Raw genomic sequence first — 25618 nt, forward strand, 5'->3', positions numbered from 1 at the left:
CGAAAGCATTGTCATCACCTCAAGATTTTATTACTACTATTTTACAACAAAAAAACTGTAGGCAAGCTCGTTTTTTTTCGAGTTTGTCTACAGTCTGAAACCTTATCATCATTTTGATAAGGTTTTTTTGAAATAATTATTCAGCTTTTTTCTTAAATTCATCAGTCAATTCTTCAATGCTTTTTCTAACATTTCCTTTTCCTGAGTAGTTCTCAATCAGTTCTTTTACATCAATTCCGCTTGAGGCTTTTAGTGATTCTTGTAGACTCGCCATCAAGTTCGTTGCATAGCCTGTAATTTTATTCGCACCGCCATTTTCACCAGATCCACCGGTATCGACAACGGTAATTTTATCAATATTGGACAGAGGGCTTGCTACTTGCTTTGCATATTCTGGCATCATTTTGATAATCATGTCCAGAATTGCGGCCTGGCCGAATTGCTCGAATGCCTCGGCGATTTTTTCCTTCGCTTCGGCTTCAGCTAAACCTTTGAGGCGAATTATTTCTGCTTCGGTCGCCCCTTGTGCCTTTTCCGCTTCTGCTTTGGCTAAACCATCCAAGCGAATTCGTTCAGCTTCTGCTTTTGCCATGGCCTCGATCCGATACTTATTTGCCTCAGCAGCGGCAATTTCTTTAGCTTTATTTGCAGCGGCCGATTGTTCGACCGAGTAACGGTCCGCGTCCGCCTTTTTCTTCACTTCCGAGTCATATTGGCGTTCGCGGCGTTGAATTTCTTTTTCTTCTAATTCAATTTGTTTTTGTCTTTCAATAATCTTAATTTGCATCTCTTGTTCCATTACATCTTGTTTAGATCTTGCCGTTTCCAGATCGTAGGCCTGGTCAGCGCGTGCTCTGGCAATATCTTGTTCACGTCTAAACTCAGCCACTTTCAACTGATTGACTTTTTCCGCTTCGGCAATTTCTGTCGCCCGCTCTAATTCATTACGTTTCGCTTCTTTGGCTGCCTCTGCTTTCTTAATACGAGTTTCTTTTTCTGCTTCCGCTGTTGCGATATCGGCATCTCTTTTTACTTGGGCAATCCGCGGTTTACCGAGTGAATCCAGGTATCCATTTTTATCACGGACGTCTTTAATCGTAAATGACACAATCACCAAGCCCATTTTGGCAAGATCCTGTGAGGCAACCCTTTGGACCTCTTGGGAGAATTTATCACGATTTTTATAGATCTCTTCTACGGTCATCGAGCCAAGGATCGACCGCAGATGTCCTTCCAGAACTTCTCTTGCCTCATTCTCACGGTCTTCCTTTGGTTTGCCGAGGAACTGTTCTGCGGCCGTCGCAATTTCACTAATCGACCCGCCGATTTTAATAATCGCTACCCCATCGGCCATAACGGGCACACCCTGCTCGGTATAAACCTCGGGAGTAGTTACTTCCAGTTTACTAGATAATAAGCTTAGCGGTTTTGCCTGCTGGAAAACTGGCAAAATAAACGTACCGCCGCCACGGATAATTTTCACTTTATTCCCAGACTCATCAACGTGGACATTTCCATTGCCAAGGAAGCTGCCTGTCACGATCAAGGCTTCATCCGGTCCTGCCGTTCTGTATTTTGTAATAAAAACGCCAATTAAAGCTATAATAATAAGTGCAACAATTCCAATGATGACCCAAATAATATTGAATTCCATCTCTTAAAACCCCCCTATAAAAAACTTTCTAGTTGATGATGAACCGTCACTTGCAGGACGCCATTTTCTACCTGCACAATCAACACTTTTGTGCCAATCTCGATCAGGTCACCATCAAAACTTGATGCCGGCTTCGCTATTCTGCCACTGGTACTGTCAATCATCACTTCGCCAAAGCCATCAATAGGAATAGTCGTGATGACCTTCCCAACTCGGCCCCGCAAGTCTGATTCTTTATAGACAAGCGATTCCTCGGCAGACGAGAGCGGGATGAGCACAAAGACATTTAGTAATGTCACAACAATGAAGGCTATCACGGTGGATATGCCTAAAATCAGTAAATAGTGAATAGATGAGAGCCGTTCAAACAGATAACCGCTTGCTGACAGAATGGTCATGAAAGCAAAAATTAAGACAGGATTTAGAAAATCGAGTCCGTCTCCAGCCCCATGAAAATGAAAAACATCGGCAAACAAAACATATAAAACTGTGACTACTCCCGAGATAATTAATCCATATAAATAAATCGTTTCTAAAGGAATACTGAATGGTTCCATGCGCATCCATCCTTCTTTTTCATTTAAAGTTCTCTTTTTACGTAACACCACTCCTCATCCATATGCATCCATCCCTTCCTATGTATCTACCTTTCATACGGTTGAATAATGAAAAAGTTTCATTTTTTGTAAAATTTTCCTAATTACTATTATTTAGATATTGCTTGTCGAAAATTCTGCAAAGCAAAACAAACAATTGTTCTACAAAATAAAAAAGTGCCATAGCATTTAGCTACAACACCTTATTGAATCATATTCAAGAACTTCCTCGTTCGTTCTTCTTTTGGATTAGTGAAGATTTCTTCTGGCTTGTTCCTCTCGACAATTACCCCTTGATCCATAAAAATAACTTCATCCGCCGCTTCACGGGCAAAGCGCATTTCATGGGTCACCACAATCATCGTCATTCCTTCCCTAGCCAGGTCTTTCATGACTTTTAACACCTCACCGACAAGTTCGGGGTCAAGTGCAGAAGTAGGCTCATCAAAGAGCATCACTTCCGGTTCCATAGCCAGTGCCCGGGCAATACCCACACGTTGCTGCTGACCGCCTGAAAGTTGAGAGGGAAAGTAATCCTGCTTATCACCTAGTCCTACTTTTTCAAGGAGTGCCTGGGCTTTTTTCCGAGCATCCTCTTTACTTTCCCCTTTAACAATGATCGGCCCTTCCATAACGTTCTGAAGAGCAGTTTTGTGTGGGAACAGATTATAGCTTTGAAAAACCATTCCAGTTAAGCGCCTAAACGAAGCGATTTGTTTTTTCGGTACATTTTTCGAAAAGTCCAAGCTTTGTCCCTCTATGGAAATGACTCCTTGATTCGGGGTTTCGAGTACATTCAAACAACGCAGCATCGTGGTCTTACCTGAGCCGGATGGACCGATGACAACAACCACTTTTCCTTTTTCAACGAGAAGGTCTATTCCCTTTAAGACCTCTAATTGACCAAATTGCTTATATAATCCTTTAATTGAAATCATCATAAAACTCCCTCATTAAGACGTGTACCGGTCCATTCTCTTTTCCAAGGATCCTTGCAAGATTGAAAGGAAAAAACAAATAACCCAATAAATTAGTGCTGCTTCTACATATACCAATAAAAATTCATAGGTGGTTGAAGCAATTTCTTGGGCCCGGCGAAACATCTCTGTTACAAGGACAACTGATGCAAGAGAAGTATCTTTTACAAGACTAATAAAAGAATTCGATAATGGCGGTATAGATACCCTTGTTGCCTGTGGCAAGATGATTCTTTTCAATGCCTGGGTGTAGGTCATTCCAATCGAATAAGCTGCCTCCCATTGTCCCTTCGGAATGGAGATAATTGCAGCCCGAATAATTTCTGAAGCATAGGCCCCAACGCTTAGGGAGAAACCAATGACTGCGGAAATAAAGGGATCCAAGGTAACTCCTATATTAGGAAGTCCATAAAAAATAATGAATAACTGAACAAGTAATGGTGTGCCGCGAATGGCTGAAACATATACCCTGGCAATTCCTTGAAATAGTTTTGCTTGAGAAATTCTGGCAAGCGCGGTTAACACAGCCAAAATTATCCCAATAATAAATGAAATGATGGTTAATGGAATGGTATTCATAACAGCACCCTCCAGCAGCGGCTGGAGGGAAGTCTTTGCAATCTCAATTAACCTGTCCATTCTTTCTGGGTCAGCAAAAATACTATTTAAGTACATCTTCACCAAACCATTTCTCAGAGATTTTTTTGTAGGTGCCGTCGTCAACTATTTCTTTTAGCGCCTTGTTGACTTCGTCTACTAGTGTGTCGCTTTTCTTTCTAAACATGAACCCGCTGGAAGAAGCATCATTAGCAGTTGCCACAACCTTGATTGGTGCATCCGGCTTTTGTTTTTTATAATCTAAAAATGAAAGTTTATCGTTAATCGTCACATCCACACGTTTTTGGGCAAGGAGCTCAACTGCTTGCTGGAAACCATCCACTCCAACTATTTTAGCCCCATATTTCTTGGCCATATCCGCGTAGTTACTTGTCATAGATTGAGCAGCATTTAATCCTTTAATATCTTCAAATGATTTCACTTTATCGTTATCCTTATGAGCAATCAAGACACCTGCAGACGTAATATATGGATCAGAGAAATCATATTTTTCCTGACGGTCTGGACGAATTCCAACTTCGTTTGCAATCATATCAAAACGCTTTGCATCTAATCCTGCAAACATCGCATCCCACTGTGTTTCTTTAAATTCAGGCTTTACCCCAATGCGTTTAGCTACCTCTGTCGCAAGTTCTACATCAAATCCAGTTAGTTTACCACTTGGATCATGGTAAGTGAATGGCGGGTATGTACCTTCTGTACCAATTAACAATGTTCCATCATCTTTTATCTTTTTCAATAAATCATTATCTGCCTTTTCAGCATTCTTGTTGTCAGTCTTGTTCGTGTCCTTATCGGCATTATCCTTGCCGCAAGCTGACAGTACTAACATAAAGCTTAATAATAGTGTAAAAATGATGGTAAGTTTTTTCACTAATGTAACCCCCTAGAATGAAATTATCATTATTTTACCCTTAATTTACAAAATAAAACCTATCAGAGGCGTTCTGATAGGTTAAATAAATATTATGCCGATAAAGCTTTTTTGCGTTCGGAAATTACTTCCTTTTTTCCTCTAAACATTGGACCATAAAAGAGGAGGCCGCTCGCCAGTAAAATCATTCCGTAGGTGAAGGTTTTAATATCTGCCGTTCCAGCTATGATCACCCAAACAGAATAAATGGTGGATAAGCACGCAATCATTCCGTCTATAATTCTTGAACGATCCCCTTTATATGTCTCCCCCGTTACAACTAATTTCACCTGATAGACAGAGGAGATAAAGTAAGGTACCAAGTAAGATAATGTTGCAATAATAATGATAAATCCAAAGGCATCCGAAATCGATTTTGAAACCGTTGAAAAGATAAACAGTTGGCCTAAACCATTAGAGACAATCATCGAAAACAATGGCAGGCCCTTTTTGTTTTCTTTTTTAAATGCAGGGATAAATAATCCCTGCTTTGCGGCTTGATAAGGGACTTCCGCACTTAGCATTAACCAGCCAATCGTTGAACCAAATAAGCTGATCAACCCAATCCCAGCTAAAACTTTCCCGGCTATAGGTCCTAAGAAAGAAGAAATAGCATCAATTAGGGGCTTATCTGATTGGATAAGAGTATTTTGATCTAACATTCCCATCGTCAAGGTGCTAATACCGATGTAGATAGCAAGGGCAATAAATAATCCAAGGATGGTAGCACGTTTCACATCGGTTTGCTTTCGAGCACGAGAAGCAAATACGACCGCAGATTCTACCCCAATAAATGCCCATAATGTATTTACAGCAGCACCGTTCACTTGACTCAGCATTCCCACCACATGGCTGGCCTCGTCCATTCTAACAGCCATTAATGGAAGAATATTGCTTTTTTCAAAAGCGAATAACCCCACAAGAATAAACAGAAAAAATCCGGCAACTTTAGCCGCTGTTGCCACAAAATTCATTTTCCCGGCACTTTCCATACCCCGCAGGATGATGAAGTGAGTTCCCCAAAGCAACAGGGAACAGACAAGAAAAGTTAATCCATTACCGACCTTAAGTGTAAAGCCGCCAATCGTAAACCAGTCTGCTTGACTTGTTAGGATTGGGAAAAAGGTGGACAGGTATCCCGCAAAGGTGGTTATCATCGCAACATTCCCCGCGAGATTACCAATCCAATAACCCCAAGATGACATAAAACCTGATAAGGTGGAAGCGTGTGATCCTGGTTTAAACAGTTCCTTGGCATAAATTTGGGGACCGCCAGTTATTTCTGGTTTTCTTATCGCAAGGTTTCCAAATACAAGGGCTGTCATTAAAACACCAAGGCCTGTTACAAGCCATGCTGAGATGACACCAGCAGGACTAGCTGCTTCAGAAAGTGAGCTTGGCAGCATAAATATCCCTGAACCAACCATGTTTCCGACAACAAGAGCGGTTAATACCCAAAATCCTAATTTATTAGCGTTCCCCATGGTGTAATCCCTCTCTCTACTCTTTATTGTTTATTTTAAAAAAATGATTTTTTATTGTTTTGTTGATTACATATTAATTTGCATTATTAAATATAGAATCCATAACGGATTGTGTCAATGGGAAATTTTATTCTAATAAAGTATTAGAGTGGTGAATTAGTCAGATATCTAATAAATTTTTCGAATATAAAAAGAGACTGCTCATTTAGCAGTCCCTGTCTTTAAATTATTTCCACCACTCATCAAACATCGTTGTTGGCAGTTGCCGTTTATGTTCTGTCATTAGGTAGCGCTTTTCTATTTTATCAGCGACCTCTTTTGAAACGGATTTCCCTTCTAAATAGTCGTCGAGTTCATCATAGGTAATCCCTAATTCTGTTTCGTCGGCCTGACCAGGCTTTTGGTCGAGAAGGTCTGCCGTAGGTGTTTTTAAATATAAGCGTTCGTCGGCACCAAGTTCTTTTAATAGGACTTTCCCCTGCCGCTTTGATAAGCCGCTTAGCGGAAGAATATCTGCCCCGCCATCACCGTACTTCGTATAGAAACCTGTTACTGCCTCCGCTGCATGGTCTGTGCCAATCACAAGCAGACCCTCCATGCCGCCAATTGCATATTGAGCAATCATTCTCAGCCTTGCCTTGACATTTCCTTTTTGATAATCACTTAACGGTGCCCCATGATAGCTAGCATCATATTCTTTTTGAACTTCATCTACTGCAGATTTAATGTTAAAGACTGTCTCACGGTCAGCGCGAATAAAGGCTAACGAGCGTTTAGCATCCTCCTCATCCTGCTGGACACCGTATGGGAGACGAACAGCGATAAACAAAGAATCGGTCCCTTCTTTACGCAGCTCTTCTACTGCTAGTTGGGCGAGTCGCCCAGCCAAAGTCGAATCCTGACCCCCGCTTATTCCCAGCACATAGCCCTTGGCCTTCGTCTTTAACAGATAATTTTTTAAGAAATCGATCCGTTTCCTTATTTCCTCTTGCGGTTGAATCGTCGGACTCACATTTAAATCCTTCATAATCTGTGCTTGTAAACTCATTACTGTACCTCCTGACAAACAATCGATATATTAACTAATGTACCACAAATGTTTAGATTTCACTAAAACGGTGAGAAAATAGTAAAATGGGTAAATTAACATAGACAATTCAGGAGGGATTAGGATGGAAGCAAAAACATGTAATGAATCTCGGGTGGTAAGAACAAGCAGGATTTTTCCTAATGATGTAAATAACCATAATACTTTGTTTGGCGGGAAGTTAATCAGCGATATCGATATGATCGCCTCCATTTCTGCGGTCAGACATTCACGAGCGGAGTGTGTCACGGCTTCAATTGATTCGGTCGACTTTCTTAGTCCAATTACACCGAAGGATTCTGTTTGCATTGAAACGTATGTTTCTTCGACAGGAACCTCATCGATGGAGATCTTCGTCAAAGTAATTGCGGAGAATCTCATGTCAGGTGATAGAAAAATTGCCGCCACCGCCTTTTTAACCTTTGTCGCACTGGATGACAACGGCAAACCGACAAAGGTTCCAAGTATCATTCCGGAAACTGAAGAAGAGAAAAAGCTTTTTGAAACAGGCAAAGAACGAGCAGAAAAACGGAAAGAACACCGAAAAAGCAGCAAAGAGCTCGCTAATGTACTGACAATACATAAACCTTGGGAATGAGTATCCCATAGCTAAAGCTAGGGGTTTCGAAAGAATAGGCTATAAAGCCCATTGTCTTTACGAGGGCTACCACAAGTCCCGCTACTACATCAGGCCGAGGCCTTCAGCTTTGCTTTTCTTATCTTCATGATGATTATTTTTTTGGGGGATTGGAGGAACTGTTTTCTCTCCAGTCCTTCAAAGACATCCTTGATATGTTTACGGACAATATTAAAAGCTCCATTCACATCCGCATGAATCAAAATCTTAGAACCTTTGATTTTGTAAAATGCCCGACTGCTTCTATAACCGCTAAAATTAGTTTGGTTCTCTTCCCCGAAAGTTGGAATAGGGTCATGATTCAAGAAACTCGACTTGGAGGTATAGCTTTCTTCTCGGATAATGACTTGAATTCCATCTCGCTCCGCTTTGTATCGAATCATTCCTATGAAAGTGGCATATGGTATTTGGATGAAGGTTTGTTTGCTAGTCTTTTGCATATCAACATCTATCTTCCAACCCTCATTTTTTCCAATGATGATTGTATCAATGGTTCTTTCTTTCGCGATCTCCACCACTTTTGCACTGGCCTTATGTAAAAAATCCATGACTCGATTGTTTCTTTTTCGGTCTAAGGATATTAATCTTGTTGTGTTAAACGACCCTTCCTTTGGTCCTTTTCCATTTCGAAGGATACTCATGTATTTGGCTCTTAATTTGTTATAGTATTGATTGATCGATTTTAACCATTTGCCCTTGATAAGCAGAGGCTTTAGCCCCGTGTTATCGATGATAGTTGCTAGGTTATCAACTCCCAAATCAATCCCCATTACTCGCTTCGGCTTAAATAGCCATTCATTTAATTGTTTTTCTGAACGTTTGATCTCCTTTTCCTGTTCACTTTTAAAAACAACTTCAATAACATACCGACCATAAGACGGGACAATCCGCACTTGTTGTAGTTTGCCATCTATATGTGCAATTTTTCCCAGTTTTATTGTAAGAGGTGTTTTTGGTAATGAAAGCACAGTTCCATTTTTAATTTTGGTAATTTGATTGGTTAAATAAACTGTTGTACGTCCATTCTTCGGTTTATACTTAGGTATCTTTGGTTTTCCTGAAAAACAAGTAGGCTTGGTTTTATATTTCTTTGAGGCTTCGAAGTAACTTTTCCAATCATTATAGACTCTTTTTATGGTTTGTTGATTGGACTGAGAGGGCATAGAAAGGTAATCGGGTTGTTTCATCACTTTAAACAGTGCTTCTACAAAGTTATAGGGAAGAAAGGCATTCTCTGGATGAGGCATTTCAAATAGCTTCAGTTCCGGCTCCAAAACAAGACCATTATTATCAACTTTTTTAGTCTTAGATTTTGCTATCTCGAAACTTTTTAAACGAATTTGATTCATTTGAGGTAAATGATCTTTAATATCTGTTAGAACTTGAAGTTGATTTTCATTTTTTGTTTCTTTTTTTAAAGCGGTGTATACCTGCCTAATATAGTAGTTGGTGATATTGTACAAGTTTTTCGCTTTAAAACAAAGTGAGTCACAGTAGTCGAACAATTCATGTTTCGGCTGAATTTGTATTTTATAGGATCGATACGTTTTATTCACCCTCCCTACACAGAAACATATGTTCTATAATTTAATTATACCAAAGAACTGTATAGAATGTATAGTAATATTACTTGTATTATTCTAAAAAAATGAACAATATACAGCTTATACCCCCAAATAAATCTAGGGGTTTTACGCTACTTTTAATAAGAAAAGCGAAGTACAAAAAAGGTTCGCGAGGTTCGCGAAGTTCGCGAACCTTATAATTTCTGTAGATCCCTTCGACTTGGTGCATGCGGTGGCAGCTGGGCCCAGCCTCGATCGACCATAAGATTGAAACCTTTAGCCGAATAAACCATTATATCTATAATGTATTTTTGATAATAGGAAGCTAGATCCGTTCTCATTGCCAATGACAATGCATGCCCAATAAGGGTAATGTCTATAGCGTTCAAAGAATGGAAAAGTGTGACCACAAGCCTATCTGAAAAAGGAGAAACCGTAGAATCCGTCACTTCCATACTTGTTGACACGTTCCCCAGTAGTTCCTCTCTCATAAGGATATCATTGAAGGTTTTTATTTGCTTTTCAGATATTTTCTTGCCATCCTCAATATAATTATGAATTTCCTTGTCTGATACCACTTGAAGTAACCCCATACATAGGAGGATTGAAAAATAATTCCGCTCCGTATTAAAATGAATTTCTGTAATTTCAGAAACGTTTAACGGTCTTTTTTTCCCGAATCCACTTAAATAAGACAGATTTTCAATGTATTCCACATCATTCGGATAGGGTATCATCGGCGGGCGGTCATAGATTCCCTTCGAAAGCATAAGATTTGTGGATTCCTGGTATAACAATGATGTTTGCTGGACCATCGTAACAAAGAAATCCATCACATCTTTTCTCGCTATGTTTGCTGTTATAAACCCGGTATTTATCATACTCATGCGGCTCATCATATAAATAAAACTGAGACCAAACATATCATAAAATAATGGCGGGGCAGATAAATTTAGATCTTTTTCAGAAAATCCATCAGGAATAGGAATGCCTTCCTGATTTAAAATGGTCGTGATTTTCTGAATATGCCCCTCAGATATTTCATATGCCTGTTGGAGAATTTTTTTAATCTCTTCATCTTGATTGTGATGAAGAAAATAGATAATCAAACAAACAGACATATTCTCCTGAATATACGTAGCCCATAATCCCCCGATTTCCGCACTAGTTAACCTTATTTTTTGTTCCACCCTTTGTGCCCCCTAAATTAGCCTTACAGAATAGAATTCCACTTAAAAACTGCTTTATTCGTTCTGTTAAGATGCAAGAAGGTTCCATATAATTTAACTATAAGGCATCTCTAATTTGCGGCTGAACCACTGCGTTCCTTCCAAGTCATGACTTCATCTTCCTCATCAATTTCAATCGTCACATCGACGACACCTTTTTCTGCCATGATTTTTTCTTCTAATCGATCTTTAATATCATCAGCTGCAGCTACTGTTAATTTGGGATCCACTTCAATTTCTAATTCCACATGCAGGTCCTCACCTTCTTTAATGACGGTGATACCTTGAATATCCTTAACATCAGGATCCTCCATCACAAGCGTGCCAATTTTGTTTTCCATTTCTTCATCTGCTTGCCCAAGGACCCCTGCAGCATTATCCAAAAAGACCTTTCCGACTACAAAGAACATCATCGCTCCAATTAGCATGGAGGCAAGTCCTTCAATTTGGTGGAATGCTGTATAATGAGAAATGACGACAGCTATTATCGCTAATAAACCACCCAAGGTTGCAACTAGGTCTTCCATAAAAACAAGTTTTGTTGCAGGTTTAGCTTTTCCCAAATTGGCAAAGCTTTTTGTAAACACTTGAAGTCCACTTGCTTCAACCTCAATTTCATGTAAAATCTCTTTCATTGCTTTAAATAAAACAAAGGTCTCGAGAAGGGTTGCAACGGCTAAAACGACCAGGTTAATGATAAAACCGCCAGACTCAGTCGGATGGACGACATGATGGTACCCTTCTTTTATGGTTTCAAATGCCATAATTCCGACGATTAATACGGCACCCAAAAGAACAAGGTTGACTAAGCGGCCAAATCCATTGGGATATTTTTCGGTCGGAGCCTTCTTACTTAAGGCGGAGCCGATAAATACGAAAAACTGATTTGCAGCATCACCCAGGCTGTGCATCGTTTCTGCAAACATTGCAACATTTCCTGTAAACATGAAGGCGATTCCTTTGATTATGGAGATAATCGTATTAATGATTGCTGCCAATAAGGCAGATTTATTGCCGCGTTTTAATAATTGTAGAAGTTCGCTCATTATATCCTCTTTTCCTAAATAAACTTTGATTTTCTTAATATTTTCAAAAATAACCTATTTCATTATAACTAACTTTTTACAACAAGGAAGGGAAATTGTTCCAAACAGATGATAAAATGATACCATAAACACCCCATTGGAGGATGAGAAATGACATTAGATGAAATCATGTGGAAACTAGGTGAACTGGGGACTGAACAAACAAAAAAAACGTTTATCAATCACGGCGCAAAGGAAGGCACCCTGTTTGGGGTGAAGATAGGTGATTTAAAAAAGCTCGTTAAGTTTGTAAAAAAAGATCACCAGTTAGCTTTGGACTTATACAACACAGGTAACTCTGATGCCATGTATTTAGCAGGTCTTTCTGTGAATCCAAAGTTGATGGAAAAAGAAACACTCCAAGATTGGGTTAAACAAGCAAACTGGTATATGCTTGCTGAATATACAGTGGCAGGAGTTGCCGCTGAAAGTCCCTATGCCCTAGAGCTAGCAAGAGAATGGATGAAATCCGATGAAGAATTGATTGCTGTCTGCGGTTGGAATACGTATGCCAACTATATATCAATTACACCAGATGAAAATCTCGACATGGAGGAAATTCGCAGCCTTCTCCAGCAAATTGAAAGCTCAATTCATGAAGAAAAGAACCGTGTCCGCTATGTCATGAATGGATTTGTCATTAGTACAGGTGCCTATGTGACGGCATTGTATAACGAAGCAGTCAATGTCGCAGAAAAGATCGGTAAGGTTCATGTGAATGTCGGTCAAACAGCTTGTAAAGTCCCAGCCGCCACTGACTACATAAAAAAAATCGAACTCCGCAATAAAATTGGAGTCAAAAGAAAAACATGTATTTGTTAAATGATTAGGTGGTTGAATGACGACTTAATATTTCCGCTCTGTTGATTGGAGCGGAAGGCGCGAAGACTCCTGCGGGAGGACGGGGCAGGGGAGACCCCGCAGGAGCGCAGCGACGAGGAGGCTCCCCGGACCGCCCGCGGAAAGCGAAGCGCCTGGAGCGGAAAGCAACAGACTTGTTAATAGAACCAAGCACAAAAAAGAGGGTGCCCCTAAAAGTTATACTTTTGGGACACTCCTTCAATAATTAATTACAGATTCTTCAGCACCAAAAATAAGCGGTTATTTCTATTATCTTGTTCTTCCTTTGTAGCCAAATCGTACTTTTTAAGCAAATGAAATACCTCATTTAAGAGATCCTGGGTATGTTCTTTTTCAAAGAACTGATTAAATAATGGCTTCATCTCTTCCGGAAGAAAGGACGCTTGTGATTCATACTTACTTTTTACATCTTCCTGGCTATGGTTAAGTTTACATTCGCTCATTTGATTTCCCCCTTATCCTTTACACCTCTAGTATAGACAAAAAAGCCCTTAACATGGGCTTTTTTATTTATTCTTCTTACTCTCAGTTACTTCTAAAACATCCAATAGGAAAACAAAGACGGGAATCCCAACGATCAAACCCCATACACCAAAAAAGTGCTCAGAGAAGATCAATACAAGGAATGTATAGAAAACTGGGAGATTTGTTTTTGAGCTCATTAAATTTGGATTTAAAATATAGGCTTCGATGCCATGAATAATCATAATCGCAATACCGACGTAAAGAACAGTGGCCATGCCGCCAATACTATAGGCAATGATGGTAAGTGGAATCAATGAAATAATGACACCTGCAACTGGGATCAGTCCCAAAACAAAAATCATAATGGATAGTCCGCCAAGCTGTGGAAAGTCCAGTATCCATAAGGATATGGTGGTTAAAATACAGTTCACTACAGCAATGATCAGTTGGGCCTCAATTACTTTACCAAATGTCCCCACAAACTTCCGAGCAAAAAATTCAACTTCAGTGTAAATAGGTGCAACTTTACTAGTTCTAAATTTCTTGGTAAATTCAATCAAGCGCGGTTTTTCTAATAAGAAGAACAAACTCATTAACAGGGCTAATAAAATTTGCAAACCAATTTTACTAATATCCGTAAAGTACTTTAAAACAAAGGTAAAGCCTTGCTCTAAGTAACTTGAGATTTTAATTTCTTCCATTCGACTGACAATATAATTCAGCACCAAGTTATCGTGCTTCGCTGTATAAAAAGCGGTTAATTGCTTAATTAATGCAGTGATTTCACCTGCAATCATTGGCAGGTACATGACCAAGCCATAAGAAAGCAAACCAACAATACTTGCGTACGAAATAACAACAATCAATTTTCGGTTAACCGGTATTTTTCCTTCAATAAAATGCACTAACCGATCCATTAAAAAAGTAAAAATAAAAGTTAACAAAATTAAATTGATCATTGACTTCATGGCATAAATTAAGATAGCAATTAAAACAAAAATAGATATTCTCTTGAAACCTGTACTCTGCAATAGTTTATTGATCATAGGCTATTATCGATCCCCATTATATTCGCTATATTTACCTGAAAATTTTTATAACAATATATCGATTATACCAAATCTACAGATATATTGTCTGTTTTAAAATTGAATTGGCGTCGTTGTTTTTTCAATTGATTTTCCTTCATACCCATGTTTCTTTAAATAGTCTAGAAGCTTAGGCAAATGGGCAAGTGTTTCCTTTCGCTCATGTAAAAGGATGACAAGCGGTCCATTATGGTTTTTTTTCTGGTTTATCTGTTCAATAACACTATTAACATAGCGCTTATCCTTATAATACCAATCCTTACTATCAATATTCCAATCCCACATAATATACCCTTTTTCCTTCACAGCCTTTTTATACTCGTTCGTCATGTTTGGAGCACTGCCATATGGGGTCCTCATGATAAAAGAATTGACACCTGATATCTTCATTAAGGTGTTCCGGTTTTGATTTAGTTCATTGAGTACTGTTTTTTTAGATTTATAAAATTTCTTTTGACTGTGAGAGACACTATGTAATCCAACCGTTTCGCCTGATTTGACCATTAATTTGACCTCTTCAGGATATCTCTTAATATTCCCATCAATCATAAAGAAAGTAGCTTTAAATTGATACTTTTCCAGTTGTTTGATGATCTGATTGGAAAAGGGTGCAGGACCATCATCAAATGTTAAATACACTATTTTCTTTCCACTTTCGCTTAGTTGTGTAATGTTTGGTTTAGTCGGAGCTGCATTAGATTTCTTTGACGGTGGTTGAGAAGAAGTATTATCTTTTGTGGTGGGTTGTGCCGCCGTAACAGAAGTCCGTTTATCGGGCACCTTACTAATCTCACGTTCTTGTTCGTTTCTCTGGTGCAAAGCATCCTCTTGCTGTTTTTGCATTCTTTCTTTTTCCAACTTTAAGTCGTTTGTATTTCGCACAATTGTTTCCGGGCTTACATTTTTTTTCACAGACAGATTAGTAACTTTATTTTTTTGGTGATTATTAGATTCACCGCTTGCCGCTTTTGCTTTAAAATAATTACTAACGAAGATCCCTGCAAACAAAAAAGTAACAACAATGACGGCAATTAATGTCCCCTTCGACCAACTGCTTTTCAGATTACCCATTGATCAATCCCTCTTTGATGTTTTTTATTTACTACCTCCATTATAGACGAAGATTTGACCAAAGTGTTACCAAACTATGAAAATATTGCAAATCAATTTACAGGATAGTATTCTTATATTTGAAAACTCAGAGTTCAGTTGTTTTGTTCAAAAAAACTCCACAAATTGGTGCCTGACACCCATTGACAATGATTCTCATTATCGTTATTATTAGCAATATAGATGTTAATGGAGGGGGATTCAACATGTTCAACATGTTATATGGGTTGAAGGATATTCACACGGTTATTTCTAATCAACGGAAAATCGGCGGTGCGGCTGAAGCTGATTCGATTCGGTTATCATCGGGTGAAACCTATCTAAACCCCGTGTTTACGAATGTTGATATCTCAAAAGGTCATTATGTATCTGTTGGTTTTATTGACCAAGATGGTGCGAATGTGATTGCACATGTTGATCAGATCGCTGTTATCAAAGGTTTGCAGCACAAATTAATTTGCCAGCTGAATAATACTTATATTAAGCAATACTTAGTGCATGATACATTAAAATATTTACAAAAGCTGTGTGAAGTGAATAACGGTTTTGTCACCAACTCTTTCAAAAAAGAAGCGTTGAAACTTGTCCGTGATATTAGTGTAAAAGAATTAAAAAACCACAATATCTCACTTCCTTTTCCAGTTGAAGATAAATTAGTGCAATTATATGCCTAATAAAAACGAGGTCACACTTTCGAGTGGACCTCGTTTTTTTGTCTATAAGATGACTGCTTGGCAGGCTAGTCGATAGCCGTTGTTTACTTCATTGCCAAGTTTTTTATGTTCTTGTTCATTTGGTTTCGATAAACCTGAACCTTGCAAGACTTGTACCGTACATTGTCCGCACGTCCCTTTTTGGCATTTATATTTGATGGGCTTGCCTTGGTTGAGTGCTACATCAAGCAGTTTTCCTTTAGCAGGTGAAACTTCAAATTTATTCCCACTCTGCAAGACAATTATTTTTTCAGGAGCAGGAACTTCCTTAATTGCAGTGTGTTCCTTTTTTGGCCCTTCTTTTTCAAATAATGGTCTTTCGACTATATCGAGAGATGTCGGTACAGGCGCTATTTTTCCTGGAATAAGAGAGCCAACCGTAAAAGTTCGATTGTTCACCAGTTAATCCCCTATTGCTTCTAGTGTGCAAATAGCCCCAGGTCGCTTAATCCTTAATACCGCTGTTTCATATACACGGAACGGGTGATTCATCCCTTCCACGCCTAGGTAGGCTGTATCAAAATCCTCGGAAACAGCAAGGTCTAAGTTGTTTCTTCCAGTGTTAAGTATGACACCTGTTTTCCCTTTTAATACGGGTGATTGGAACACACCATCAGTCACTAGCTCGCGGATATGTTCAATCTCTAACACATTGGTGTCTTTATGAACTCGATGGATTAGGGAATAGAGTTCTGGTGATAGGACAAGCGCAAACGGACCATGATGATTCATTTCGAGCAATTTATTTCTAGCTTCGACTATATCCTGAAAAGCTGCTCCGGATTCATACCATTCCCCAATCAAGTGGGTCAGCCGGCCTTGCACGTTCATTAATCCCGGGATATCAAACTCTCTTGCACCATGAAAAATCATTTGATCCTCCAGGTTAGCTACGTCCCTAGCAGCATTAGCAGCCGGTGAAAAATCAATCGGAATATCAAGCGTCTTGGTCTGTTCGATATCACGCCAATAGAGGACAAAATCCTTATAAAGTAAGGGAATCGTGTGATTTACACGTTTGCTGGATTCAACAATCGTCTCAAAGGAGCCCTGGAAATCCATCTTTGCTTCCATATTTTCTAAAAAAATATCATTCGGGATGCTCTGCATACCTCGTCCAAGCGGACCGTATAGTTCGATAAAGCGCCGGCCAACTAACTGTCTGCGTGCTGACTCAATGACGGTTTGATCTAATTGGCTGAATTCTAGTTCATTTAACGGTGAATCTGGATATAAGTGCAATTTATTCATTAGTCTTTCCTCTCTTGTTCAAGTGGTTATTTTTTCGAATCGGGTATTGTGTTTGGATTTGATGGGATTCCGCCGATTGTGAGGTGGATCCCGCCAAGTTTGAGATTTATTCCGCCAAACTATGGAAAGATTCCGCCGTTTGCGGCTTCGACGGCGTGAGCTTGGCGGGATATCGCCAAGTTCAGCATGAATTTCGCCGATTTCAGCGTGGATTTCGCGAAGTCTGGGAATTATTTCGCCAAACTGTAAAGGGATTTCGCCAAATTCACCATTTATTTCGCCAAACACCAAATTAGAAAAATTCTTATGTAAAAAAATCCTAAATTAAGCTCCCCACAGTAAACCCCTTTTTATATTTAGCCGAAGACGAAACTGGGACAGCATTAGAAGATGTAACTGAACGGTCTAAGTGATCATGATCGTGATCATGATGCGCATGCGGGTCGACGTAGTCATTATCGAACCTTTTATTGATGTCGATCAACATCGCTTTAACTTGCTGATAATCCTTATAGGATACCTCACGCAATTGGTTCAGCAATGTGCTTCGTTCCTCGTCAGTAAATCGAAATAGAGCCAAATCTAGATGTTCAACAAAATTATGTAACCCGAATTTTTCAAGATTCAACTCCTGAAGAAGCCGATTAAACTCATTATTGGTCGGTGCAAAATCCTTTTCTTCCTTTTCGTTTTCAAACTTACTAATAAGCGGAATTAGCTCGACTAAACGTGAAAGCCGCTGCTCCTCTTCCTCAAAAATATGATGGTAGTAAAGTCGCTCGTGGTCATCGGTGGCGTTCTGAATGACCGGGTCGAGCATATTCATAAATTTTTCAATGGCATCTTTGGTTGTTGTAAAAATTTGATAAAAAACCTTTAATTCTTCTTTCATCGTAAGCACCCCTAATTCCTTGACTACTTGTCATTATTGACGCGAACGAGGGCTTTTAATACGTAATTATTCGTAATAAGTTTATGAATTGTAACAATCCACTCACCGTTTATTGACAGTATTTACGAGCATAACTCATCTTTCTTGAAACATAATAAATATGGTTATGCCAATACTTTTAGGAGGAGATACAAATGATGCAAAATCAACAGGGACAAATGCACCAGAATATGCATACAGGAAATATACCTCAACAATTAAATCACGGTGGCCATGAAGTATTCGATGTTCATGAGGTGCTTTCGGGGACAATAGGGACATTAGATCAATACATGATGTTACGCCAACATGTAAAAGACCCAGAATTGCTTGATATTCTGGATCGCCAATATCAATTTATACAGGATGAATATAACATTACGGTGGAATGTTTCACTACGGGACAAAATCCTTCTAAACCAACACAGAGCTATAAGATGAATCAAGGAAATGATTTTGTTTATGGGTTAAAACCATCCCAGCCTAAAAAGCCGGCGCAATCCGTTTCTGAGCTTACGGATGCGTGTGTTTCCAGCATGATGCTTGGCTGTGTAAAATCAGGTGCCTCAATGAAAACAATGGCAGCATTAGAAGTAACCAACCCAGTGGTTCGTCGTGTACTAGCAGACTCGGTCCCGAATTGCATTGAAATGGCCTATGAACTCTCGATTTATCAAAATAAACATCACTATTATCAGGTACCGCAGCTAGCCCAGCAGGATATGAATCAACTGCTTAACGCCTTCGCCCCTGCACAAGGAATGCCACAAGCAAACAATATGAACATGAATACAACTATGAATATGAACTCTAATATGAATCATTAAATACTTTGGAATATGTGAAAGAAGTATTAGCGAGCTATCCTTAAATGGGATAGCTTTTTTTATTTAAATTTGAAAAGAGCAAATGTAATTAGTAAAATAAAAATAGAACATACGTTTCTCATATAATGTAGAACGAACTTAAGGAGGAGATTAATGGAATCCTGGGAAGCTGCCTATATTGCAGGTATTATTGATGGAGAAGGGACAATCACATTAACTAGAATGCATGAAAAGGAACATCGGCGCCCATGTATAACTATTGCTTCAACCGATAAGGAATTATTAGTTTATCTTCAGAAATTAACAGAAGGAACCATCAATAATAAGAAGAACTATAATCCTGAACGGCATAAGGATTCATATACACTAAGTATAAAAAAGAAAGAAACTGTACTAGCTTTATTAAATCATGTTACACCTTATTTAAGAGTTGATAAAAAAAGAAATAGAGCATTATGGATACTTAAAAACTATGAACTGGTTACACCAAGAAATGGGAAATACACCAAAGTACTATTAGAAAAGAAAATTGCCTTTGAAAATTCTTTTTTTGAGATATAAAAAAAGACCAGCATCTCTGCTGATCTTTTTCTTTCCACTATGTAGTGGAGACGGTGGGACGTGCTCTTCCATGCTTTCGTCATGGCACTGACTATATCTTGAACCTGTCATCAAACAGGTCCTCTGGCGTCTTATGCGAATCATAAATTTGCCTCTTCAAGGCGGGATTTCGCATCCTAGTACTACCATTTCTATGGCAGCCTATAAGTCGATACACGGCTGTTGGATTACTCCACATACCGCTCGGCATTGCCCTATCACATTGAAGTGACTTAGGTTTCACCGATAAAGCCAGATTTTCACTCGTGTGTTACCACACAAGGCGACTAATAACTAATCGAACCCACGTCCAAAGATATCGCCACTTAAGCTTCTACGAGTGTAGTCGATATATTGGTGTTTCGCTGAAGCCATATGCCTATCGACCGGCGTCCGGTCAGCTAGCCTGGTTGTTCTCTTCCTTCATCCTCAGGCGGTGGAATCCGGCGTAGCCCACTTAGAGTGAGTCCCTTACCCTACCACATGGGCAATGGAGGGAGGAACCGCTATGCAGTATTAAGCTGCGAAAGCGAGGTTGTTGTTAGTTTTGCCAGTTATGGCTTTGACGTTTTAACGAGGCCGATCCCCTCGACTCGCGACCTAAGCTCAAACTACCCCTGTCGAATCCGTAGCGTCCCCATAATAAAAGGAGCTGCAATCTAATGAAAGATTAAAGCTGTAGACGTTAGGATGCTCAGACAATTGTCCTTGAGCAAAGTATCTCATCGCTAACTGAGCGACAAACTTATTATAACATACTGTCCACATATTTCAATTGTTAGTATCTGTAAAATAATTTCCAATTCACTTCGATTACATCTTCTGACGATCGCGGAAGGCTCGTTCAATTTCACGCTTTGCTTCTTTTTGCTTCAAGGATTCACGCTTATCGTAATTCTTCTTACCTTTCGCCAGCCCGATTAACACTTTACAAAAACCATTTTTCAAGTAAAGCTTTAGGGGAACAAGCGCATAACCTGCTTCTTTTGTTTCACCGATTAGTTTATTAATTTCACGCTTATGGAGTAATAGCTTTCGTGTTCGTAATGGGTCATGATTAAAAATGTTGCCTTGTTCATACGGACTGACATGCATCCCGAAAAGTATGGCTTCGCCATTTTGAATCCGTGCATATGCATCCTTAAGATTCACTTTCCCCCCACGAATTGACTTAATTTCGGTCCCCTGCAGTACAATTCCTGCTTCGTAGGTTTCCTCGATAAAATAGTCATGGTAAGCCTTTTTGTTTTGCGCAACAACTTTCCCTTCACCTTTTGGCATAAGATTCACCTCTTCTTATGGAATTAATTGTAGCAGAAATCATTTTCCATAACAATTATACTATGTGAAAATTTCTCAAAGATTAAAACCAAAAGAAAAGTGTAATACCTAAAAAAAATCACGCGCAAATCGGTCACTTTAATAAATTCTTCATCATGTCGGAAAATGGTTTATAAAGGACTGTTAACCAATCTAGTGGATTAGGAATACTAATATCCAGGGCTTGCGCAATACTTAACATGGTTCCAAATAGCAGGAGAATGGAAAATATCCATAGCTCTTTTACTAATTTTTTTCTCAACAAAGGAGGTACATCTATCACAATAATTACAGCGGAAATGACTAAGATTCCTGCAACAGCCACTATGTCGGCAACTCCTTACTCCATTATAGATTTTTAAAGACGCTATATTTTATTTTGAGAGGGTTTTGGCGCCGAATTCTGTTCGCGGCTTATGTTTTTTTGACTGATAAGACGCGGGCGGGAAAACATCCCCCACCATGGTACCCGTACAACCGTATCCTTTAAATCTTGAGGAATTAAAGGTCCAAAAGGACTCATATATGGAACCCCAAAAGAACGCAAACTGCTCATATGAAGGATAAGTGAAATTAAACCGACTATTATACCGAATAAACCAAATGAAGCAGCAAGCCCCATCATTGGAAAACGAAGCATACGGAGCGACATGGACATGGCTACGGAAGGAAGGATAAAGCTGGATATTGCCGTGATTGCCACAACGATTACCATGGCAGCTGAAACGATTCCAGCCTGAACTGCTGCAGTACCAATTACTAAAGTCCCAACGATTGATATTGCAGAGCCTATAGCCCTAGGCATTCGTAAGCCCGCTTCCCGCAAAATTTCAAATGCTACCTCCATCATTAGAGCTTCAATAAAGGCTGGAAAGGGAACACCTTCCCGTTGGGCAGCAAGATTGATTAACAGTTCAGTGGGTATCATTTCCTGATGATAGGTAGTAATAGCAATATAAAGTGAGGGTGCCAAAAGTGCAATGATAATGCTAAAAAAACGAAGCATACGAATGAGTGTACTAATATCTGCACGCTGATAATAGTCTTCTGCAACATGTAAAAACGAAACGAATAGTGCTGGAACAATCAAAACATTTGGTGAACCATCTACTAATATGGCAACCTTTCCTTCAAGGAGCTCTGCAGAAATCACATCTGGCCGCTCCGAGTTATAGATAGTTGGAAACGGGCTGTAGGTTGTATCCTGAATTAATTCTTCAATATAACCACTTTCCAATATTCCATCAATTTCAATCCGGTCAAGTCGATCATGAACTTCTTGGACAACTTTTCTATTTGCTATTCCATTGATATACATGATTGCTACATCTGTTTTAGTCACTCTACCAATGTTTTTGGTTTCTATCCATAAATTCGGGGATTTTATTTTTCTGCGAATTAAAGCCGTATTAGTACCTATGGATTCAGTGAAACCTTCCTTAGGTCCCCGAACGACTGTTTCAGATGTGGATTCATTTACACCGCGGTCTTTCCAGCCACGCATACTGATGATGAACCCTTGACTATAGCCATCCAACAAGAGAATGACATCGCCAGATAATAATGAATCGAAAAGAGAGCTGAATTCCGTAACATCCTTTATCGATCCGACCGTAAGAATTTGATCTTTTAATACTTTTAATACATTACGCGTTGAAGAAATGGTCTGATCGTCATGGAAATAGATATCTAACATGAGTGGTTCTAGGATAAAGTTTTGAATCGAATTCGTATCCACTAATCCATCCGCATAGAAAATGCCTGCTTTAACTGATTTGCCGATTTGTATTTCTCTAAACACGATATCCCGACTATTTCCAAGCATTCGAAGTACATAATGTTTGTTTTCTTCAAGGCTAAGTTTTAATAAGTCACTGGCTTCGTTAATACCTTGGTCATCTATCTCTAATTTCAACAGTTTAATTCTGTTTTTACTTCTCTGTTTCTTAAAAAAACCCATCGATTTGATCCCCCTCAGTATCGAAACAATGATGATTTAATTTATTTTATCGAGAAATGAATTACCGACAGTTCCGATACCATGGATTTCCCCATCTATTGTAATATTTACCTTCAAGTCCTGAAATTTTTCATCCCAATCTATTTTTAATTTTTCCCACGCTTTAGGATCCGCCCTATGAATCGCCTCGCCAAAGCCAAAAATGTCAACTTTATTATTTTCCTGCACTTGTTTTATTGCCTGTTGGATCATTTTTTTCGTTTCTTTTTCATAGATTTTCTCCAACTTAACGATTGATTTTGCACTTTTCAAATTGATATCGCATTCTACATCTGCTACCTTACCCTCTACCTGGACAACAACATCAATTTCAGGATTTCCATGGCGTATCTTCCCCTTTACCTTTGTTTCTGAATTCGTTATTTGATAAACGAATTTTCCGTGCTTTGGACATGAAACATTCCCAACAGAACCAAATTCATTATTTGTCACAATCGTATAAGTTTTACTTTGAAGTTCATTTAACCAGCCAATTAATTTATCTCCATCAAAAACCGCTAATTCTTGAAAATACAACCTAGCGGGTGGATTGCTCATTTCTACATTTTGTTTGCTGAAGGAAGTTTCTTTATCGCCTTCTAACTTTACATGGATACCAGTTAACACAGGCTCTTTCCCTTCACTTACCATATTGGCAATCAGTTCATCTAACGTCACATATCTAGTTGCTGACCATGCTTTTGCAGAGACTTCAAGTGTGTTAAACAATTCATTGGCAGGTATTTTTTCTAAAGAGGTTTGCACCTTTAGTATGTCTTCTGCCTTCCTTCCCTTAGCTACAGCAATATAAAAATCCGATCTCAATTCCCAATCTCTTGACAGTACATCTAATGGTTTCCCGATCCCCTCTTTCGCCAATGCCTCTCCAATCACTAGGATTCTGAGATGTGAAGGATAAATTTTCCTAGGTGCCTCTTTGGTCATTTTTCGTATTGCCTCAAGGACGGTATCCCCCTTTGCCTGAAAGATGATTACTGGTGAACTCCCTCTTGCTTTTTCGGTTATTTCGCCTGGAATTACCACTTGGGCCGTTACAAGATATTTACCATCTATGGTACGATCGATTCCCATGGCTAGAGTTATGGCAAGTTCATTTAATTCACGACGATTCCAGCAGCCTGTTGTGAGTAATAGAATTGCAATCAATAAAATAAAAATTGAAATTCTCTGTGTCATGGAATACGGCCCTTTCCAATTAATTAAATACATAGCTATACGTGAATGGAACATTATAAAGGACGATTTTCTCAACAGCTTCCTATTTTTCCTATCAAAGAATAATATCTCCATAACCCGAAGAAAATATATATTGACTTATTTTAATCAGAATAATTCTCACTGGCATTTAGATTAAATAAATGAAAAGGAAAAAACTATGCTGAAAGACGAGAAAATATCAGTAGCTCAATTTACAAAATTAGTAATATTATTTACAGTCGGGAGTACGATCCTAAGTGCACCTTTGGGTCTAATTTCTTATGCAAGACAAGATGCGTGGATTTCCGTCATTCTTGGAATTTTGATTGGATTATTGGTGATGTGGTTGTATAACATTCTTGGAATTCGTTTCCCCAATATGACGCTGGTCGAAATAAATGAAAAGCTATTAGGTAAATGGTTAGGCAAAGTCATTTCTCTATTTTTTTGTTGTAGTTTGTTCCTTGCTGCAGCAACCTTACTATTTTTTTTAGGAGAGTTTTTGACCGCACACTTTATACCCGAGACACCTATTGAAGTGATTCATATTCTCTTCGTATTAATTATTATTCAAGGTGTACGTCTTGGAATAGAAACAATCGCACGAGCTGGAGAAATACTATTTCCTTGGTTTATTATGTTTTTTATTATTTTTTTCCTTTTTCTTTCTCCTAAAGTAGAGGTTCAAAATATGCTGCCTGTATTAGAGACGGGTATAAAACCAATAAGTTTAGCTACCCTATTGTATCTAGAATTTTCTTCCCTGTCGCTAATCTGTCTGCTTATGGTTTTTCCAGCCTATATTAATCAACCTAAACGGGCTTTAAAAAGCTTTCTTGTTGGGAATTTAATTGGAGGGATTTTACTATTATCTATTACACTTTTAAGCATTTTAGTTCTTGGAGTTGACAATTCTGAAAGGCAACTGTATCCAAGTTATGCTTTAGCCAGAAAAATTAATGTAGGGGGATTTGTACAACGTTTAGAAGCAATGCTCGCCATAATATGGTTCATTTCACTTTATTTCAAAATAACCGTTTATTTTTTTGGATCCGCAGTTGGAATAGCACAAATTTTAAATTTAAAAGATTACAGACCACTGACATTACCCTTGGGCATGATTTTGGTTGTTCTTTCTTTAATCACATACCCAAATGTTACTTATTCACGGTCAGAAAGCATTGAGATATGGATACCTCTCTTACTAACAATTGGGTTTATTTTACCGCTTTCCTTATTAAGCGTAGATATAATTCGAAAAAGAATCCTCAGTAAAATAACAGCAAAAAATTAAAAAAACATAAAAACCTGTTCGAGAAGAGGAATTTGTTTAGGACCTCATTGAACAGGTTTTTTATAAAAATAAATGATTTGTCAAATAATAGGAATC

27 protein-coding genes and 1 other RNA gene are annotated in these 25618 nt (G+C 38.7%); 7 read left to right on the forward strand and 21 right to left on the reverse strand.

Annotated features, from left to right (window positions below; all coding sequences use genetic code 11):
- Nucleotides 1–136 precede the first annotated feature (136 nt).
- The 7 genes from FS608_RS18930 to nadE all read right to left on the reverse strand — a co-directional run bounded on the left by FS608_RS18930 (nucleotide 137) and on the right by nadE (nucleotide 7290).
- On the reverse strand, nucleotides 137–1654 hold the full coding sequence (locus tag FS608_RS18930) for a flotillin lipid rafts scaffold protein FloT (protein WP_144553930.1): 1518 nt from the start codon (nucleotides 1652–1654) through the stop codon (nucleotides 137–139).
- 14 nt (nucleotides 1655–1668) lie between these two features.
- A complete protein-coding gene (locus FS608_RS18935) occupies nucleotides 1669–2211 on the reverse strand; it encodes an NfeD family protein (protein WP_144554212.1) in 543 nt (180 codons plus the stop codon).
- Between the two features lie 242 nt (nucleotides 2212–2453).
- A complete protein-coding gene (locus FS608_RS18940; protein ID WP_144553932.1) occupies nucleotides 2454–3188 on the reverse strand; it encodes an amino acid ABC transporter ATP-binding protein in 735 nt (244 codons plus the stop codon).
- A gap of 15 nt (nucleotides 3189–3203) precedes the next feature.
- Nucleotides 3204–3902, reverse strand: coding sequence for an amino acid ABC transporter permease (locus FS608_RS18945; protein WP_144554214.1), 699 nt, complete (start codon nucleotides 3900–3902; stop codon nucleotides 3204–3206).
- Nucleotides 3889–4719, reverse strand: a complete 831-nt coding sequence (locus FS608_RS18950; protein ID WP_260871742.1) for an amino acid ABC transporter substrate-binding protein — start codon at nucleotides 4717–4719, stop codon at nucleotides 3889–3891. The genes FS608_RS18945 and FS608_RS18950 overlap by 14 nt, the downstream gene beginning before the upstream one ends.
- 92 nt (nucleotides 4720–4811) lie before the next feature.
- Nucleotides 4812–6242, reverse strand: coding sequence for an amino acid permease (locus FS608_RS18955; RefSeq protein WP_144553934.1), 1431 nt, complete (start codon nucleotides 6240–6242; stop codon nucleotides 4812–4814).
- 226 nt (nucleotides 6243–6468) lie between these two features.
- Complete coding sequence (gene nadE, locus FS608_RS18960) at nucleotides 6469–7290, reverse strand: ammonia-dependent NAD(+) synthetase (RefSeq protein WP_144553936.1); 822 nt, start codon at nucleotides 7288–7290, stop codon at nucleotides 6469–6471.
- A 124-nt stretch (nucleotides 7291–7414) separates the two neighbouring features.
- Between nadE and FS608_RS18965 the strand changes: the two genes are divergently transcribed.
- A complete protein-coding gene (locus tag FS608_RS18965; protein ID WP_144553938.1) occupies nucleotides 7415–7927 on the forward strand; it encodes an acyl-CoA thioesterase in 513 nt (170 codons plus the stop codon).
- Between the two features lie 89 nt (nucleotides 7928–8016).
- On the opposite strand, the gene FS608_RS18970 is transcribed toward FS608_RS18965, so the two are convergent.
- The 3 genes from FS608_RS18970 to FS608_RS18980 form a co-directional block, all read right to left on the reverse strand.
- A complete protein-coding gene (locus FS608_RS18970; protein WP_144553941.1) occupies nucleotides 8017–9522 on the reverse strand; it encodes an RNA-guided endonuclease InsQ/TnpB family protein in 1506 nt (501 codons plus the stop codon).
- 203 nt (nucleotides 9523–9725) lie between these two features.
- A complete protein-coding gene (locus tag FS608_RS18975; protein ID WP_144553943.1) occupies nucleotides 9726–10721 on the reverse strand; it encodes a DUF3231 family protein in 996 nt (331 codons plus the stop codon).
- A gap of 110 nt (nucleotides 10722–10831) precedes the next feature.
- The gene (locus tag FS608_RS18980; protein ID WP_144553945.1) at nucleotides 10832–11806 is read right to left on the reverse strand and encodes a cation diffusion facilitator family transporter; all 975 of its coding nucleotides are present in this window, start codon (nucleotides 11804–11806) and stop codon (nucleotides 10832–10834) included.
- Between the two features lie 150 nt (nucleotides 11807–11956).
- Here FS608_RS18980 and FS608_RS18985 point away from each other — a divergent pair, with 150 nt between their 5' ends.
- Both FS608_RS18985 and FS608_RS30865 read left to right on the forward strand, forming a co-directional pair.
- The gene (locus tag FS608_RS18985) at nucleotides 11957–12667 is read left to right on the forward strand and encodes a DNA alkylation repair protein (RefSeq protein WP_144553948.1); all 711 of its coding nucleotides are present in this window, start codon (nucleotides 11957–11959) and stop codon (nucleotides 12665–12667) included.
- A 41-nt stretch (nucleotides 12668–12708) separates the two neighbouring features.
- On the forward strand, nucleotides 12709–12915 hold the full coding sequence (locus FS608_RS30865) for a hypothetical protein (protein ID WP_222127380.1): 207 nt from the start codon (nucleotides 12709–12711) through the stop codon (nucleotides 12913–12915).
- On the opposite strand, the gene FS608_RS18995 is transcribed toward FS608_RS30865, so the two are convergent.
- From FS608_RS18995 to FS608_RS19005, 3 genes are all read right to left on the reverse strand, one after another.
- A complete protein-coding gene (locus FS608_RS18995) occupies nucleotides 12916–13149 on the reverse strand; it encodes a group-specific protein (RefSeq protein ID WP_144553950.1) in 234 nt (77 codons plus the stop codon). It lies immediately after the preceding gene.
- A 63-nt stretch (nucleotides 13150–13212) separates the two neighbouring features.
- Complete coding sequence (locus FS608_RS19000; protein ID WP_144553952.1) at nucleotides 13213–14217, reverse strand: AI-2E family transporter; 1005 nt, start codon at nucleotides 14215–14217, stop codon at nucleotides 13213–13215.
- 96 nt (nucleotides 14218–14313) lie between these two features.
- Complete coding sequence (locus FS608_RS19005) at nucleotides 14314–15330, reverse strand: polysaccharide deacetylase family protein (RefSeq protein ID WP_144553954.1); 1017 nt, start codon at nucleotides 15328–15330, stop codon at nucleotides 14314–14316.
- 245 nt (nucleotides 15331–15575) lie between these two features.
- On the opposite strand from FS608_RS19005, the gene FS608_RS19010 reads away from it, so the two are divergent.
- On the forward strand, nucleotides 15576–16043 hold the full coding sequence (locus FS608_RS19010; protein ID WP_144553956.1) for a hypothetical protein: 468 nt from the start codon (nucleotides 15576–15578) through the stop codon (nucleotides 16041–16043).
- A gap of 42 nt (nucleotides 16044–16085) precedes the next feature.
- On the opposite strand, the gene FS608_RS19015 is transcribed toward FS608_RS19010, so the two are convergent.
- The 3 genes from FS608_RS19015 to FS608_RS19025 all read right to left on the reverse strand — a co-directional run bounded on the left by FS608_RS19015 (nucleotide 16086) and on the right by FS608_RS19025 (nucleotide 18225).
- Complete coding sequence (locus FS608_RS19015) at nucleotides 16086–16481, reverse strand: 2Fe-2S iron-sulfur cluster-binding protein (protein WP_186328814.1); 396 nt, start codon at nucleotides 16479–16481, stop codon at nucleotides 16086–16088.
- A 3-nt stretch (nucleotides 16482–16484) separates the two neighbouring features.
- Nucleotides 16485–17333 (reverse strand): family 1 encapsulin nanocompartment shell protein, encoded by an 849-nt coding sequence (locus tag FS608_RS19020; RefSeq protein WP_144553960.1) that lies wholly within the window; start codon nucleotides 17331–17333, stop codon nucleotides 16485–16487.
- A 319-nt stretch (nucleotides 17334–17652) separates the two neighbouring features.
- On the reverse strand, nucleotides 17653–18225 hold the full coding sequence (locus FS608_RS19025; RefSeq protein ID WP_144553962.1) for an IMEF encapsulin system ferritin-like cargo protein: 573 nt from the start codon (nucleotides 18223–18225) through the stop codon (nucleotides 17653–17655).
- A 197-nt stretch (nucleotides 18226–18422) separates the two neighbouring features.
- Here FS608_RS19025 and FS608_RS19030 point away from each other — a divergent pair, with 197 nt between their 5' ends.
- Nucleotides 18423–19091, forward strand: a complete 669-nt coding sequence (locus FS608_RS19030; RefSeq protein ID WP_144554219.1) for a spore coat protein — start codon at nucleotides 18423–18425, stop codon at nucleotides 19089–19091.
- A gap of 153 nt (nucleotides 19092–19244) precedes the next feature.
- Nucleotides 19245–19652, forward strand: a complete 408-nt coding sequence (locus tag FS608_RS19035) for an LAGLIDADG family homing endonuclease (protein WP_144553964.1) — start codon at nucleotides 19245–19247, stop codon at nucleotides 19650–19652.
- Between the two features lie 334 nt (nucleotides 19653–19986).
- Here FS608_RS19035 and ssrA read toward each other — a convergent pair.
- The 5 genes from ssrA to FS608_RS19060 all read right to left on the reverse strand — a co-directional run bounded on the left by ssrA (nucleotide 19987) and on the right by FS608_RS19060 (nucleotide 24207).
- Nucleotides 19987–20322, reverse strand: a transfer-messenger RNA (tmRNA) gene (ssrA, locus tag FS608_RS19040).
- Nucleotides 20323–20504: 182 nt separating this feature from the next.
- Nucleotides 20505–20972: an SsrA-binding protein SmpB gene (smpB, locus tag FS608_RS19045; RefSeq protein WP_026567812.1), complete on the reverse strand. Its 468-nt coding sequence runs from the start codon at nucleotides 20970–20972 to the stop codon at nucleotides 20505–20507.
- 133 nt (nucleotides 20973–21105) lie between these two features.
- Complete coding sequence (locus FS608_RS19050; RefSeq protein ID WP_313958724.1) at nucleotides 21106–21336, reverse strand: hypothetical protein; 231 nt, start codon at nucleotides 21334–21336, stop codon at nucleotides 21106–21108.
- A 42-nt stretch (nucleotides 21337–21378) separates the two neighbouring features.
- Nucleotides 21379–22971 (reverse strand): spore germination protein, encoded by a 1593-nt coding sequence (locus FS608_RS19055; RefSeq protein WP_144553966.1) that lies wholly within the window; start codon nucleotides 22969–22971, stop codon nucleotides 21379–21381.
- A 36-nt stretch (nucleotides 22972–23007) separates the two neighbouring features.
- Nucleotides 23008–24207, reverse strand: a complete 1200-nt coding sequence (locus FS608_RS19060) for a Ger(x)C family spore germination protein (RefSeq protein ID WP_144553968.1) — start codon at nucleotides 24205–24207, stop codon at nucleotides 23008–23010.
- A gap of 199 nt (nucleotides 24208–24406) precedes the next feature.
- On the opposite strand from FS608_RS19060, the gene FS608_RS19065 reads away from it, so the two are divergent.
- The gene (locus FS608_RS19065; RefSeq protein ID WP_144553971.1) at nucleotides 24407–25522 is read left to right on the forward strand and encodes a GerAB/ArcD/ProY family transporter; all 1116 of its coding nucleotides are present in this window, start codon (nucleotides 24407–24409) and stop codon (nucleotides 25520–25522) included.
- Nucleotides 25523–25618: the final 96 nt, after the last annotated feature.

The organism is Bacillus sp. X1(2014) (genome assembly GCF_007678255.1).

Coding starts and splice junctions, on each gene's coding strand:
- FS608_RS18930 (WP_144553930.1), bottom strand. CDS start 1,654: ATGGAATTCAATATTATTTGGGTCATCATTGGAATTGTTGCACTTATT.
- FS608_RS18935 (WP_144554212.1), bottom strand. CDS start 2,211: ATGGAACCATTCAGTATTCCTTTAGAAACGATTTATTTATATGGATTA.
- FS608_RS18940 (WP_144553932.1), bottom strand. CDS start 3,188: ATGATTTCAATTAAAGGATTATATAAGCAATTTGGTCAATTAGAGGTC.
- FS608_RS18945 (WP_144554214.1), bottom strand. CDS start 3,902: ATGTACTTAAATAGTATTTTTGCTGACCCAGAAAGAATGGACAGGTTA.
- FS608_RS18955 (WP_144553934.1), bottom strand. CDS start 6,242: ATGGGGAACGCTAATAAATTAGGATTTTGGGTATTAACCGCTCTTGTT.
- nadE (WP_144553936.1), bottom strand. CDS start 7,290: ATGAGTTTACAAGCACAGATTATGAAGGATTTAAATGTGAGTCCGACG.
- FS608_RS18965 (WP_144553938.1), top strand. CDS start 7,415: ATGGAAGCAAAAACATGTAATGAATCTCGGGTGGTAAGAACAAGCAGG.
- FS608_RS18980 (WP_144553945.1), bottom strand. CDS start 11,806: ATGAGCGAACTTCTACAATTATTAAAACGCGGCAATAAATCTGCCTTA.
- FS608_RS18985 (WP_144553948.1), top strand. CDS start 11,957: ATGACATTAGATGAAATCATGTGGAAACTAGGTGAACTGGGGACTGAA.
- FS608_RS18995 (WP_144553950.1), bottom strand. CDS start 13,149: ATGAGCGAATGTAAACTTAACCATAGCCAGGAAGATGTAAAAAGTAAG.
- FS608_RS19000 (WP_144553952.1), bottom strand. CDS start 14,217: ATGATCAATAAACTATTGCAGAGTACAGGTTTCAAGAGAATATCTATT.
- FS608_RS19005 (WP_144553954.1), bottom strand. CDS start 15,330: ATGGGTAATCTGAAAAGCAGTTGGTCGAAGGGGACATTAATTGCCGTC.
- FS608_RS19010 (WP_144553956.1), top strand. CDS start 15,576: ATGTTCAACATGTTATATGGGTTGAAGGATATTCACACGGTTATTTCT.
- FS608_RS19020 (WP_144553960.1), bottom strand. CDS start 17,333: ATGAATAAATTGCACTTATATCCAGATTCACCGTTAAATGAACTAGAA.
- FS608_RS19025 (WP_144553962.1), bottom strand. CDS start 18,225: ATGAAAGAAGAATTAAAGGTTTTTTATCAAATTTTTACAACAACCAAA.
- FS608_RS19030 (WP_144554219.1), top strand. CDS start 18,423: ATGCAAAATCAACAGGGACAAATGCACCAGAATATGCATACAGGAAAT.
- FS608_RS19035 (WP_144553964.1), top strand. CDS start 19,245: ATGGAATCCTGGGAAGCTGCCTATATTGCAGGTATTATTGATGGAGAA.
- smpB (WP_026567812.1), bottom strand. CDS start 20,972: ATGCCAAAAGGTGAAGGGAAAGTTGTTGCGCAAAACAAAAAGGCTTAC.
- FS608_RS19055 (WP_144553966.1), bottom strand. CDS start 22,971: ATGGGTTTTTTTAAGAAACAGAGAAGTAAAAACAGAATTAAACTGTTG.
- FS608_RS19060 (WP_144553968.1), bottom strand. CDS start 24,207: ATGACACAGAGAATTTCAATTTTTATTTTATTGATTGCAATTCTATTA.
- FS608_RS19065 (WP_144553971.1), top strand. CDS start 24,407: ATGCTGAAAGACGAGAAAATATCAGTAGCTCAATTTACAAAATTAGTA.